The organism is Bradyrhizobium sp. Pa8 (assembly GCF_052588265.1).
Genome location: NZ_CP176767.1, coordinates 1,342,479 through 1,356,444 on the forward strand (window position 1 = coordinate 1,342,479; position 13,966 = coordinate 1,356,444).

Sequence of the window (13,966 nt, forward strand, 5' to 3'; positions counted from 1 at the left end):
CGCACTCAGGGTGCCGCCGCTGATAGGCGCATGTCGCGCAGGCGAATGACCTCATCTGATTGTTCGTGCGTTGCCTTAGCGTGTAGTCATGCATTGCTGATCGATTTGCGAGGTCTGTTGCCTTAGCCGACGTGGTTAGCACTGTCGCCCTTGACCATGAAATGATGAAGGCCTTCTTTCCCGAGCCGACGATTGCAAAAGCTCTGATGGCGGGATTGACGTGGAAGACGCACAGTCCATACCGCCTTGAAGCCGATGTCCCACACCTTGAAGCCAAGCAAGTAGCGATCAGATGGCAGCAATGCTTCGACGCCCTCGACGGTTGAGCACACATGGCTCATCCCGAGCGTGCCGGTAGGAAAGCCCTTTGTCAGTCGCCCGACTTGAACGGCTCGGGCGCGAGCTCGGGGCCTGCAAACACGTCGAGCCGATTGCCGGCGGGACGCTGAATGAGATCAGTGCCCCGACATGGCGTTTGTCAGCGAGCGCAGGTGATCCACGTTGATGGCGGCGTTTTTCGAGGCGACCGGCGAGGGCGGGGATCGCCGCTCTGCGCGATTTCCCAACTCATTACCGCGAGCCCGGCGTCGCTGCTGCCGTCGACAATCGGTCGATCTTCTATGCGGAAGGCGCACACGGCGCCGCGGTGGTGGACCTGCTGCATCGCTCCGTTGCTTCAGCTGCGACGACTTGAGCTTGATATAACGAGCTGGCAAATTCAAGTCCTGATCACCAACCGATCGCCTCTTACAGGTACGGACAGTGTTTGAATCAGCCGGCGACGCTCAAGAGCATGGTGCTTCTCTTACGATTTCGCGTTCACGGGCTGCCTTAAGCTCGCGTTCGCAGAACCATCATGCCTACGTCGAGCATGAACCTACATAACGGGCGAAGCTGGGAGAAATAGCCTCACCTCGCCTACAAATCGCGGAGGTTTCGCCTTTCTTTCCGCAAGTGGAGCCGAACACAAGAAGTGTCGACCGCCTGATCACCTCGTTTACGCAGAATCCAGCACAGCTGGTTGCCGTTGCCGGCAGAAACTTCCCTTTTCCGTCCTGTGCAGAGATTTCCAGAACTGGCTCTATTTCACATGGATTGGAATGGACTACATGGATTCGACCACCCCGGCCAACGGACGAGAGTCTTCTCTGCCTAAGGCGAACAGGAAATTGCCACAAAGCGATTTGGCGTCGGCACTTGATGGGTATGCCTCGCAGAGACCGGCGAAAAAGACTTGCGTGTGCAGTGCGGTCGCGTATTATTGCAGTGCGGTGGCGTCTCGCGCTTCCGCAGCCCTCCTTGGGCGTTTCCTCCCTAGACTTGGGCCGCTTGTCATTCAAGCGGCCCTTTTTTCTTGCCCACCGGTCCGAGCATTTGGCTCGCGTATGCCAGATCGGGTTTCGCGTTTGATACGGAACGATATAGACCGCGATCAAGGATTGAACGCCAAGGATGCCCGAGTTTCGCATGCTCTGAGCGGCCTCCTGTACCTTCTGGGCTGCATTATGTTTTGGGTACGCAGCTTTTTTGGATTCCGTAGGGATCCAATGTGGAGTGACACGCCAATCGTCTGGGACACAGGAATTGCTGCCCGTCAGCAACACGGTAAGCGCAACCGAGCTCCTTACCCCGCTCACTTCGAAGATCATCCGGCGGGAGCGATCCAGGCAGGTTTCCAATCTGCCTCCTGAGCAGGCATCAAGCCGGGATAACAACACAATGCGCGGTCGCGAGTGCGTCGTTCGTCTGAACGCGCGTTCCCGGCGGCTCCTCGTATGCAGCGCAAAGTTCTCAACATGCATCTCGGTCGTGAGCACACCTAGCGCATTGAGTTTGTTCACCTTGCCGCTTGCCGCCGGTCACTCGCTCCAGGTTTGCGCCAGAAGCCAGCGCCCAAGGGGCTATGAGGGCATCCTCGAACCGCGTCAGTGCGGCGAGATTCATGTTGTTTCGATGCAACGCGCGCGCCAGAAGCTCGTAAGCCATCCATTTGGATGTGCTCGTCGGCCTGCAGGCACCGCCCCCTGCGTTGGCGCTACTACCGACAGGCGTGAGGAATACTACCGGACTTAGTAGCTTTGTTGTTCCTCGACTGTCAGTTAAGCGAGTATTGGCAGATAGCCTCGTGCACTCAAAGTGTGGCCGGGACGAAGTGCGGCCGGGACGGGAGAGACTCTATGCAGTTCGATTTAACCGCGCTGCGCCGCATTTCTCTTGCGCTGGCTCTGTTTGCCTGCGGCGTGATGGGGAGCGCCCGCGCCGATGATCCGCCGCAGCGTCCTGAGGCGACGGCGCCGGCCGGCCTGAAGGGCAGCGGGCGGGGCGGCAACGCGCAAGACTCGCAGCAAAATCCTTCGGAGACGGCCGAGCAGCATCGCCTGCCGCCGGACTCCACCACCCGGCAGACGCTCGAGCTGTCCGGGCGGACGCTCGCCTTCGCCGCGACTGCAGGCTCCATCCGCCTGTTCGACGACAAGGGCGAGCCGCAGGCCGAGATCGCCTACACCTCCTATCAGCTCGACGGCACCGACCGCGCCACGCGCCCGGTCACGTTCTTCTTCAACGGAGGGCCGGGCGCATCGTCGGCCTGGCTGCAGCTCGGTAATGCCGGTCCCTGGCGACTGCCGATCAACGCCGACGAGGTCACGCCATCAGCCTCCCCAGAGGTGAAGCCCAACGCGGAGACCTGGCTCGATTTCACCGACCTCGTCTTCATCGATCCGGTGGGGACCGGCTATAGCCGCTTCATCGCGACCGGCGAAGATCTCCGCAGGCGGTTCTATTCCGTGGACGGCGATGTCAGCGCGCTGGCGCTGGTGATCCGCCGCTGGCTCGAGAAGCACGACCGACTGCTGTCGCCAAAATATATCGCGGGCGAAAGCTATGGCGGCATTCGCGGGCCGAAGGTCGTGCGCCAGTTGCAGACGCAGCAGGGTGTCGGCGTCAATGGCCTGATCATGATCTCGCCGCTGTTCGACTTCCGCGAGTCCACCGGCACCAGCCTTCTGCAATACGTCGCAACGCTGCCGAGTTATGTCGCGACCGTGCGCGAAGCCAAGGGTCCGGTGAAGCGGACCGATCTCGCTGACGTCGAAGCTTACGCGCGCGGCGAGTTCTTGACCGACCTCGTCAAAGGCGAGGCGGACAGGGAGGCGGCCATGCGTCTGTCCGACAAGGTCGCCACGCTGACCGGCATCGACCAGGCGGTGAGCCGCAGGCTCGCGGGCCGCTTTGACGTCAACGAATTCCGCCGCGAGCTCGACCGCAAGAACGGGAAGGTGACCGGCCGCTACGATGCCTCCGTGCGCGGCTTCGATCCCTATCCGGATTCCAGCAGCTCTCGCTTCGGCGATCCCTCGGGCGACACACTTCAGGCACCGCTGACCAGTGCCGCTGTCGATCTCCTCACGCGCAAGCTGAACTGGCGGCCGGACGGCTCGTATGAGGTGCTGAGCGGTGCGATCAGGTGGGCCTGGGATTTCGGCCACGGCATCCACCCCCCGCAGTCGGTGTCGGAGCTGCGCCAGATCCTCGCAACGGACGCGAAGATGACGGTGCTGGTCGGGCATGGCCTGTTCGACCTCGCCACGCCCTATTTCGGTTCGCAGATCGTGCTCGACCAGTTGCCTGCCTTCGCCTCGGCGCCGCGGGTCAAACTTGTGGTCTTTCCGGGCGGCCACATGTTCTACTCGCGCAACGCCGCGCGCCAGGCTTTTCGCGCGGAGGTCGAGGCGATGATGAAGTCGGCGTCGAACTAAGTCATAGCAGGCCCGCGAGCGCGTAGTATGTCAGTGTTTCCTAGCGCGAGATCTCAACTGAAATCCCAGCCTCCGCTACGTTTCCGAGCTTTCCGGCTACGACCGATCTTGGTCGAGGCCAGGCTACGCCTACTTTTCGCGCGGCCTACTTGGCCGGCTTCATTGGCGCCGTCACCGACGCGCAAATAGGCGGCTTGGCAGTGGCCCATCCCGGGTGGCCGCGTCAGCGGCCTGGTTCTCGCCCATCTGAGCGCCTCTTCGTAGAAGCGCTGATACTGGGGATCCGATCGAACGCACTGAGCGTCTTGTCGTTCTCGGCGCGGCCAAGCCAACGCGCGCGGCCCATCGATTTCCTCGAGCCAAAGGGGAGGATCGTCCACCTCCGTCACAGTCGGCAGCGTGTGGGCCAGTGCCACGGACATCAAACAGATCATGGATGGCGACCATTCTATTTGACACTATGGACCTGAAAGCAGATGGCAATTTGGGCTGCCATTCTAAGCAGAATGAGTTTTGACTAGCCGCACTATGGATCGATCGGTGCAGAAGCAAGCTTGCCGTTCAGAGGCGTTCATGGTGCAGTTTGGGCTGATGCTCGCTTGCAGTGTCGGCGAGGAGGACCGCGAGTGCCGCACATTGGTTGCGAATATCGGGTATCGCCATGATCTCCCAAAAGGCCGCGCGCGTGAGCGGACCCACGGCGAACAGGCAGCGCGAAGCCGCGCCATCGCGGCTGATGATCGCGCAATTGCGATCTGTCTCAATGCCGATGCAGAGCGGGTCGACGCGGGCGAGACCCCGGTCGAACAAACTAAGCACTGCTGGATTGAGCGTAGCGCGCGGATCTTTGACGATGCCGGTGCAATCGACGACGGCGCCGACTTGTATGTCGAGAGGATTGGCGTCGCCCCGCCGGCGGTACGTGACTCTGGCTCCGGACTTGTTGGGCTCGATGCTGATCACCTTTGCAGCCATCAGGGTGAGCTGACCTCTGTCAAGCGCCTGAGTGATGCGTGCTTCGACTTCCGGAGCCATCCGGTGCCGATGTACATCCCACCAGGCGCGCGCGTGCTCGAGAAAGCGGCGTTTCGATGCCCGGGGAAGCTCATGCCACAGCCGCTGAGTATAGGGTCGAAGGCCATCGATGACACTGCGCCAGTCGCCCCCTTGAGCCGCATTTCGGTCTATACGATCGCGAAGCCAGCGTACCAGCTTGCTAATGCTGGCGCCGAAAGGAACGTCCGTCTCCTCAATTCGCAAAGCATCGATGTGGCGGTGGGGTTTTGCGCGCAGGCCGCGCCGTGACATCGCGATGATCGGCCCGCGATGGCCGTCACGCATCAACGACAGGACGTAGTCGACCATAGTGAGCCCCGTGCCCAGGATCAGTACGGTTGCATCGGTGTCGATGGGAGCAGCCGACGGTGGAGCCCAAGGATTCGCATGAGCCGGGCGGTTAGCTCTCGGATCATGTCCCGTTGCGAGAACGACGGTCTCGGCCACTAGCGATCGGCCATCATCCAGCCTGACCGACACGCAGGCTGGCTTCTCATTGATATCGACGCAGGTACCTTGCAGGATTGAGAGACGACGTGCGTCCGTCGGGGCAGATATCTGCTGCTCAAGCAAGCTCGCGATGTAGTCACCATAGATGCGTCGTGGCACGAAACAATAGGGATCGGGACGCAGCGGTGCATCTGCACCGCGCGAGCTCAGCCAGCGCCAAAAGTGGTCTGGTTGGTCGGGCAGCGCGCTCATATTTGAGGCGCGTACGTTGAGCAAGTGTTCGGGGTTACCTGTATGATATGCGATACCGCGCCCGATTTCGGGACGCTGCTCGATCAGCGTGACGCGTAGATCGCTGGTCGGCCGATGCAGCAATTGATAGGTGAGCATGACACCGCTGGCGCCGCCGCCAATGATGATCACGTGCCGCCTACTGGAACTCGTCATGCTATTACTCTACCGATCAAGAGCCGGCGCCATTGTGCGGCCGAGACGCTGTTTTCCGAAATCCCATCATAACTGGCATCGCTGACGGTGTTGCGAGGCGCGCGGGCGTTGCGCGCTGCTCAAATCGCGTATTTGACTCTTAGCATGGAGAATAGATGCAAGCCACGCCGCCAAATAGGAAATTGTCTTGCAATTGTCATGCTGTCCGTGCTGCAGATGGTTCAGTTACTGAGGTCATTTCCGCATCGTTGAGTCATCCGACCAAGACGCAAAAGCCAAGAAGATTATGGATATGGTCACATTGAACTCCCTTTTGAGGTTCTCCCGAAGAGATAGCAGGTCCTCGGCTTAGTCGAGAAAGAAAGTCGGCGGCTGGCGTAACTTTGAAATGATTGACGCGCAGTGATCCCTTTCGTGGCGAAGTAGTTGTCGAAGCAAGCTCGGGGAGAAAAATTCATTTCGTTTGAAATCATATGGTCTAGGACTTGTTTCGGTTTCTCGAAGGGGTCGCGCGGCCAGTTCTGGACCTTCAGGCCAGCGCATTGCGGAGCCCTTCGGCCTAGACTAGGTCAGCGCGATGATCCCTCGTTCCGCCAGGCAATTTAGCACCGTGTCAGCCAACCGCTCTGGTAGCTGACCTAGGGTCTTCAAGTGGATCTCCGGCGCACTTGGCGCTTCGTACGGCGCATCGATGCCTGTAAAGTTCGTGATTTTGCCGGACGTTGCCTTGGAATAGAGGCTCTTTGGGTCACGCCGAATGCATTCATCTATCGGCGTATCTACGAAGACCTCGACGAACTCTCGATCGCCCGCGAGCTTGCGCACCATGTCTCGGTCGGCCTTGTAGGGTGAGATGAACGAGCAGATGACGATCAGGCCGCTGTCGAGCATTAATTTGGCCACTTCACCAGCACGTCGGATGTTCTCGACGCGATCTGCTTCAGTAAAGCCTAGATCGCAATTGAGGCCGTGACGGAGGTTGTCGCCGTCCAGCAGCGTCGTATGATGCGACATCGCGTACAGCTTTTGATCGACGATATTAGCAATCGTCGACTTGCCGGCGCCGGAAAGCCCGGTGAACCAGATGATGCACGGCTTCTGATGCTTGAGCGCAGAACGCTCCTGCTTGCCAATCGATAGTGGCTGCCAGACGGTGTTGGTCGCCCGCCGGAGCGGAAAATCGATCATTCCCGCTCCAACGGTACGGTTGGTATAGCGGTCAATCACGATAAAGGATCCCGTGCGCCGGTTGACGTGGTACGGATCGAAGCTCGCAGGCGCGACAGTCGCCACGTTGCAACGGCCGATCTCATTGAGACCCAAAGTGGTCGCCGTGAGACGATCGCGTTTGTTGACGTCAATCTTGTACTTGATGCACGTGACTCTGCCGGACGCAATCGTTTGCGTGCCAATCCGAAATGTATAAGAACGGCCCGGCACCATTGGCTCTTCGTCCATCCAGATCAGATGAGCGGCAAACTGGTCCGCGACCTCAGGACGCTGCGTGGGGCTTGCAAGGACGTCGCCGCGACTGACATCGATCTCTTCTTCGAGGGTAACCGTCACCGCGTCGCCCGCTTCGGCAACCGCAAGATCGCCATCGTGGGTCACAATCCGCTTCACGCGCGAGCCGCGCCCCGAATTTGCCACGATGATTTCATCGCCAACCGCGATGCTTCCTGAGGCAATCGTGCCCGCATACCCTCGGAAATCCAGATTGGGCCGGTTCACCCACTGTACCGGAAAGCGGAAGGGCAGCTCAGTCGTTTTGGATTGTATGTCGATAGTCTCGAGGTAATCCAGCAGGGACTGACCGTGATACCAATCAGTATTGCCGGATAGGTAGATGATGTTGTCGCCGTACCTGGCGGAGATTGGGAATGGGACGATTGACTTGAAGCCGAGCCCCGAAGCAAAGGCGACATAGTCGCGAACGATGCCGTCGAAGACATCTTTACGGTAGTCAACGAGGTCAATTTTGTTAACGGCCACGAGGACATGTCGGATCCCCAATAGCGAGCAGATGAACGAGTGGCGTTTGGTTTGCTCTAGAACCCCTTTGCGCGCATCGATCAGGATGATGGCGAGCTGCGCGTTGGAGGCGCCAGTCGCCATATTGCGAGTATATTGTTCATGACCCGGCGTGTCGGCGACCATGAACGACCGGCGCGGCGTGGTGAAGAACCGATAGGCGACGTCGATGGTAATGCCTTGTTCGCGTTCAGCCTCGAGACCGTCGACCAGCAGAGCAAAATCGATGTCCTCGCCCGTCGTGCCGTGCTTGGCGCTGTCGCGCGCGAGCGCCAGTAGCTGGTCCTCATAGATCATCTTGCTGTCGTGCAGGAGCCGCCCAATCAGCGTCGATTTACCGTCGTCGACCGAGCCACAGGTGATGAATCGCAATTGATCTTTGCTGACGGCCTCGCCGAGATAGCGCACGGGGTCCATATCCATCAAAAGTATCCTTCCCGCTTCTTTTTCTCCATCGAAGATGCTTCATCGGTGTCGATGAGGCGCCCTTGGCGTTCCGACACCCTCGCAACCTGCATTTCGGCGACGATATCTTCGATGGTGGTAGCCTCCGACTCAATGGCGCCGCTCAGGGGATAGCATCCGAGGGTGCGAAAGCGGATCGTACGCATCTCGGGGGTCTCGTTTGGCCGCAGTGGAAGCCGCTCGTCGTCCATCATGATCAGGCTGCCGTTCCGATGCACCACAGGTCTCCTCTTCGCAAAGTAGAGAGGAATAACGGAGATTTTCTCGAACATGATGTATTCCCAGATGTCGAGCTCGGTCCAATTCGACATCGCGAACACCCTCATCGTCTCGCCCTGTCGGATGCGGGTATTGAACAGGTTCCAGAGTTCGGGCCGTTGGTTGCGCGGATCCCAGACATGTCTCGCCGAGCGGAACGAGAAAATGCGCTCCTTGGCGCGGCTTTTCTCTTCGTCCCGCCGTGCGCCGCCGAATGCCGCATCGAATCCGTACAGGTCGAGCGCCTGCTTGAGCGCGTCGGTTTTCATGACCTGCGTGTGCAGCGCGGAGCCGGAGTCGATGGGATTAATGCCGCGGGCGATACCTTCCTTGTTAACATGGACGATCAGATCGGCTCCGATGCGCTTGGCCGCCTCGTCGCGAAAGGTGATCATCTCGCGGAATTTCCAAGTCGTATCGATGTGCATCAGCGGGAAGGGCAGCTTCGCCGGATAGAATGCCTTCGCCGCAAGGTGCAGCATGACAGTGGAATCCTTGCCGATTGAATAGAGCATCACCGGCTTTTTGAACTCGGCGACAACCTCGCGCATGATTTCGATCGACTCGGCCTCGAGCCTGCGCAAATGTCGAGGCAGGGTATGCGTTTTGAGTCCGGACATGTCCTGCGTGTTCATTTCGAACGTCCTCGAAAAATGCCCTCGCGACGAAGCTGCTGTTGCGGTATTCACGCGATACCTCAGGGCTGACTATGAGATCAGTGATCGCTCAGCCCCGGTGCGAGAAGGATCGCGTGGCCCGCCGCCGTATTTCATCCATGGATGGTCCCAAGCGGGGATCGACGTCGGCTTTACCGGCGCCACGGGCACTGAATTCTCGGGACGAGCCCGCGGGCTGTAGGTCGGAAGTTGACTGACGGTCAATACATACCTTGGTTGCGGCCTCAACATCTCGCTCGCTCACCATGGCGCAAAAGCCGTTGTAGGCGGGGCTCGTCGCAGCGCAATCGGTCCGTCTTGCTGAAGGGGAGGGCATGATCACCACGCGCTTTTCGAGCTTGCGGGCGTCCTTGCCACCAATATGGAGCTGGTGCAGAGCCGGCAAAGCCGTGCCTACAACCGGATCGTGGCGTTCATGATGACGCACTCCTGTAGCTTTGCCGACGGGAAACCTACCATGTTGCTTAATGGCCGGCACTTTTCCTACCCGGCAGCACGTGAGTTGGTGAAATCGATTTTTTGGATGGAATACATTCACATCCCGGATAGTGACGACGCGCTTTTGAGGTCTGGGTCTCAATCTCCTAGTCGCACTGGATTCTGATGACCGAACGCCGTTTCGCGGCGGCAGCTCTGGCGGCTGGCGAGCGATGATTTACGTGATCGGCACCGCGGCGTCTTCCTACAAAGGCTCACCTGGCCGGCAGACGTCTGGTGCTGGACTGGCAAATCCACGTGATGACTGGCCCCGTTACTGGGACCGGTCGGCTCCTGGAAATCAAAATCTTTCGCCGTGTGAGCGATCTGTTCTCAGCTCTGCCGACCGCTAAGTTGCCCGATCTCCTCGCGCTGGAGTCCGATCTCTATCCCGCGCAACAACGCCCGGTGAGAGTTGAATTTTTATCCCCATCGACGCAGCCTTTGCCCAACCGGCTGCTGTCCCGACTGTGCGTGGCGCCCCTGTCAACTACTAGCCCTAGCAATTGATTGAGATGCCAGACACTGGCACTGCATGAGCGCCCTCGTGTCTTCGAGATCCAACATAAATCTGGCCACGCTGCACCTAATGGGTGCCCTGTCTTAGCGCCGTGTAATCATGAAATGCGATCATTATCTCTTGCTGGAACATCATGATGGACCATCATCGTGCTCGCCGATCGCTCACATGCACGGAAGTCTCATGAAGCAAACGGGACGTAGTTCCTTGCGAGGCCTGCTCTGCGGCAACTGTGATCTTTCGAAGGAGAGTTCTTCCTCGAACAGGATGCTGTGATGAGCGAATTGCTAATGATGAATGAGGGGAGGCGTTCCCCCTCGCAAGAGATTGTCACGCTTCCGCGGAAAGCTATCGAGCCAGGTCCGAGCGGCTTAGAGCGTTGGCATCGAGTGCTTCGCTTGGCCAAGGAATGTCGACCGAATGCCGTCGCTCGATCGCGCCTTTGCGACACGGGGTTCAATTCGGATGGAGCCGATTTCCATCCTGCGCGAGGCCGGGTTGCGGCATGACCGACCTACCTGACAAACGTCCTATCGCAATCCGCGTGGTGCTTCCGTTCGTTTTCCGCCACTGGCTGCTCCAGCCCTACCGCGCTGCCCTTGTGCTGGCGGGCTTCCTCGGCGCAACGGCGGCAGACCTGTTCATGCCGGTCTACTCCGGCCATCTCGTCGACGCATTGACGACAGGCCCTTACAATCAGGCGGCGCGACATGCGGCGCTGGCCGCCTTCGGCGGCATCGTCGCGCTCGGCCTGGTTTCGATGATCCTGCGCCTCATAGGTCTGCAGGCATTCGTTCCGTTCACGCTCAAGACGATGTCGGATGTGGCACGCGAGTCGTTCATGCGCGTCCAGCGGTTCTCAACCGATTGGCACGCCAACTCTTTCGCCGGTTCGAGCGTACGGAAGGTCACGCGCGGCATGTGGGCCCTCGACTTGCTCAACACTACCATCCTGATGTCCCTGTTGCCGTCGCTGACGGTACTGGTCGGTTCCATGATCCTGCTTGGACTGCATTGGTCTGCGCTGGGTGGCGTGATCGCGATTGGTACGGCAATTTATGTCGCGGTGACGATGACATTTTCGATCCGCTATATCGCGCCTGCCGCACGCGTCTCTAACGCCTGGGACACCAAGATCGGCGGCACGCTGGCCGATGCACTAACTTGCAATGCGGTGGTAAAATCTTTCGGCGCGGAAGCGCGCGAGGATGCTCGGCTTGCCCGCACCATCAACCGCTGGCGAAGGCGGCTGCGGCGAACCTGGCTGCGCTACAACTACGCCGCCATGTGCCAGCTCTCGCTCCAGTTGTGCCTACGGGCGTCGGTGATCGGCGGCGCGGTGCTGCTGTGGATGGCGGGGCTCGCCTCGCCGGGCGACGTCACCTATGTGCTGACCAGCTACTACGTTATCCACGCGTATCTGCGCGAGGTCGGCATATATATCAACAACCTCCAGCGCTCGGTCGATGACATGGAGGAGCTGGTCGCAATCCATGACGAGCCGATCGGGATTGCCGACGTGCCAGATGCAAGGCCGATCGCTATTGACGGCGGTGAGATCGTATTTGACGACGTCACTTTCCAGTATGGCGGTGGCGGGGCGCCGCTCTATGACAAGCTATCGGTTGACATAAGCGCCGGCGAGCGGGTTGGTCTGGTGGGCCGCTCCGGTTCCGGCAAAACGACCTTCGTCAAGCTCGTTCAGCGGCTATATGACGTTTCGGGCGGCCGCATTCTGATCGACGGTCAAGACATTGCCCTAGCCGCGCAGCAATCGCTCCGCAGCCAGATAGCGGTCGTGCAGCAGGAGCCGGTCCTGTTCCACCGCTCGCTCGCCGAGAACATCGCCTATGGCAGGCCCGGAGCCGGTATGGGGGCGATCGAGCGAGCGGCGCGGCTTGCCCATGCGCATGAGTTCATCCTGCGGCTGCGTAGGGGGTACGGCACGCTGGTCGGTGAGCGCGGCGTTAAGCTATCAGGCGGTGAGCGTCAGCGCATTGCGCTCGCGCGCGCGTTTCTAGCGGATGCGCCGGTGCTGATCCTGGACGAGGCAACCTCGAGTCTCGACTCGGAATCGGAAGCCCTCATCCAAGAAGCGATGGAGCGGTTGATGAAGGGCCGCACCTCGATTGTGATCGCACATCGGCTGTCGACGGTGCGCAGCCTCGACCGGATCCTGGTGTTTGATGGCGGCGTCATCGCCGAGCAGGGCACGCATGCTGCCCTGACCAAGCGGCCCGGCGGAATCTATCGGCGGCTGCTTGAGAGCCAAGCGACCGACTTCGGCCGGGTCTCTGCGGCAGGCTAGCGAGTAGGGATGGCAGTCGAGACGTTGGTCGTTGAACCGGGGCGCGAATTGAAGGTTCAGCCGAAGGGGAGGCAGAGGCGGGAGAGGCTCAATGCGGCAAAAGCTTAAACAGAGTCAGTCTGCCAAGCAAGGCGAGGGTCTTAGGACGAGGCCCTATCGCCGATCAATCTTAAAACCCTAAGAAGGAGCACAAGGAGTGGAGTGTCATCGCCAACATGAAGTTGGACAGGGATCAAGATCGCGAACTGGTGAGTAACAGCTCACAACCTCACCGTTCCGTCGTCGGGCTCAGAGGCGTGCCGAGGCAGCTTGATGCAGAGGTCGACACCTTGCTTTCAGGAATGCCGGTTAGCGACACAAAGCAGTGGCCGAGGCAACATCTAAAGAGACGGCAACAAGCAGCCGGTTGGCTGCACGTGAGTGGCTTCGATGCCTATCATCAGCGCGCCGGGCGTCCGGCTCTTCTGCGAATTACCACTTGCGTCGCTGAAAGCGCAGATAGAGGTAGTCTGCCAGCGTGGGTGGAAATTGCTCAAAGTGGGCATTCTACGCCGAAATTCAGCGTCGATATCCCAACCATTGCATTAATCAATATCAACAAGTGGCTATTGTGCAGCGGCAAGCGGATGCGTGTTGTTTTCGAGGCAAGCGCGTTTCTAGGCGTAAGCGTGAGAACGGCGCTGTGGCGTCCGAACCCTGAAAGCCGCGGCTGCAATCGGCCCAAGTAGGTTGGGCAAGACGCTGATGCGCCATGTGCTGAATTCGTTCGTCGTATTATTCCTCCCGCGACGAACATTCACTGGCCGCCCCACATCTGGGGCGGCCTTTTTTCTTCCGCGGCTGAAGCCTTCGATCGGCCGGGCCGCGTGGCCGTAGCGAACGCGTGCATGACAGATTTCCTTGATCCGATGTTCGAGGACAGCCTGGCCGGAGCGACGCGCTTTGTAATGGTAGGTCGATCTGTCGAACTCGAGGGCTTCGCAAGCCTTGCGGTCCGGGCACACCTTCGCGGTTTAGCTCAAAAGCAATTGTGCGCGAGGACTTACCGGCAAGGTAGTCTGCGAAGATGCGGCGAACGATAGCCGCTTCGGCCTCGTTGATCGTGCGGTCACCTTGGATCAGCTCGCCATTAGAGGCGAACTGTTTGACGACGTCATAACCGAAGCAGAGCCCGCCGCCGGACTTCCCGTCTTCGATGCGGCCGCGCAAGCCTCGCCGTGTCTTATCGGCCAGGTCCTTCAGGAACAGGGCGTTCATCGTGTCCTTCAGCCCGACGTGGAGATGTGTGATGTCTACTTCCGAGAGGGTGACGATCCGTACCCCGGCGAAATCCATGCGCTTAAAGAGCCCGGCAATATCCTCCTGATCGCGGCTGAGGCGGTCCATCGCCTCGGCAAGCGCCGCCACAAATTTTCCGCGCATAACGCGCTGATCCGAGATGAGAGGCGCAGCAGATCGGGATGTCGCAAAGCCGAGCGCACAGAAAACATTTCCGTGACGGGTGTCCAGACCGCCATTT

The 13,966-nt window shown here is 59.6% G+C and carries 7 protein-coding genes and 2 pseudogenes; 4 read left to right on the top strand and 5 right to left on the bottom strand.

The genetic code is table 11. The annotated features are described in order from the left end of the window. Positions 1 to 161 precede the first annotated feature (161 nt). Positions 162 to 326, top strand: a complete 165-nt coding sequence (locus ACKWRH_RS06145; RefSeq protein WP_445219738.1) for a hypothetical protein — start codon at positions 162 to 164, stop codon at positions 324 to 326. Between the two features lie 1,851 nt (positions 327 to 2,177). Next, positions 2,178 to 3,758, top strand: coding sequence for a S10 family peptidase (locus ACKWRH_RS06150; protein ID WP_445219739.1), 1,581 nt, complete (start codon positions 2,178 to 2,180; stop codon positions 3,756 to 3,758). A gap of 561 nt (positions 3,759 to 4,319) precedes the next feature. Here ACKWRH_RS06150 and ACKWRH_RS06155 read toward each other — a convergent pair. From ACKWRH_RS06155 to cysD, 3 genes are all read right to left on the bottom strand, one after another. Continuing rightward, on the bottom strand, positions 4,320 to 5,711 hold the full coding sequence (locus tag ACKWRH_RS06155; protein WP_445219740.1) for an FAD/NAD(P)-binding protein: 1,392 nt from the start codon (positions 5,709 to 5,711) through the stop codon (positions 4,320 to 4,322). A gap of 564 nt (positions 5,712 to 6,275) precedes the next feature. Continuing rightward, the gene (gene cysN, locus ACKWRH_RS06160; RefSeq protein ID WP_445222328.1) at positions 6,276 to 8,159 is read right to left on the bottom strand and encodes a sulfate adenylyltransferase subunit CysN; all 1,884 of its coding nucleotides are present in this window, start codon (positions 8,157 to 8,159) and stop codon (positions 6,276 to 6,278) included. A gap of 5 nt (positions 8,160 to 8,164) precedes the next feature. Then, the gene (gene cysD, locus ACKWRH_RS06165; protein WP_445219741.1) at positions 8,165 to 9,100 is read right to left on the bottom strand and encodes a sulfate adenylyltransferase subunit CysD; all 936 of its coding nucleotides are present in this window, start codon (positions 9,098 to 9,100) and stop codon (positions 8,165 to 8,167) included. Positions 9,101 to 10,644: 1,544 nt separating this feature from the next. Here cysD and ACKWRH_RS06170 point away from each other — a divergent pair. After that, a complete protein-coding gene (locus tag ACKWRH_RS06170; protein ID WP_445219742.1) occupies positions 10,645 to 12,447 on the top strand; it encodes an ABC transporter ATP-binding protein in 1,803 nt (600 codons plus the stop codon). Positions 12,448 to 12,662: 215 nt separating this feature from the next. After that, positions 12,663 to 13,175: a hypothetical protein gene (locus tag ACKWRH_RS06175; protein ID WP_445219743.1), complete on the top strand. Its 513-nt coding sequence runs from the start codon at positions 12,663 to 12,665 to the stop codon at positions 13,173 to 13,175. A 138-nt stretch (positions 13,176 to 13,313) separates the two neighbouring features. Here ACKWRH_RS06175 and ACKWRH_RS06180 read toward each other — a convergent pair. Further along, positions 13,314 to 13,439, bottom strand: a pseudogene (locus ACKWRH_RS06180) (IS3 family transposase); the annotation flags it as partial. Beyond that, a pseudogene (locus tag ACKWRH_RS06185) lies at positions 13,432 to 13,869 on the bottom strand (recombinase family protein); the annotation flags it as partial. The pseudogenes ACKWRH_RS06185 and ACKWRH_RS06180, both read right to left, overlap by 8 nt. Between the last annotated feature and the right edge of the window lie 97 nt (positions 13,870 to 13,966).